This window comes from Bradyrhizobium sp. Kon10 (assembly GCF_055807395.1).
Window position 1 is genome coordinate 1 of record NZ_JBVVOZ010000218.1, and the last position, 273, is coordinate 273.

1 protein-coding gene is annotated in these 273 nt (G+C 64.8%); it reads right to left on the reverse strand.

The window, feature by feature from the left end:
- Positions 1-273: efflux RND transporter permease subunit (locus AC0L2O_RS36780; RefSeq protein ID WP_473373204.1), on the reverse strand; the 273-nt coding region annotated here is incomplete at both ends.

A 273-nucleotide genomic window follows, 5' to 3' on the forward strand; every position in this document is an offset into this window, starting at 1 on the left:
GGGCTGGAGGCCGAGAAGGTGGTGAAGACGCCCATCAACCCGGGCGTCTGGTTGGCCTTGCCGGCGATTTCGTTGGCCAGCGCCAGAATCGGCCGCATGTCGGCGCTGTTGCGCTCCTGGAGCATCATCTTGAAGCCGCCGGAGTTGCCGATGCCCCGCACTGGCGGCGGCGGCAGCGCGATGATGAAGGCCTCCTGGATGCTTTGCAGGCTGCCAAACAGCGTGCCGATGATCTTGTCGGAAGTATCGCCGCTCTCGAGCCGTTCCTCGAAG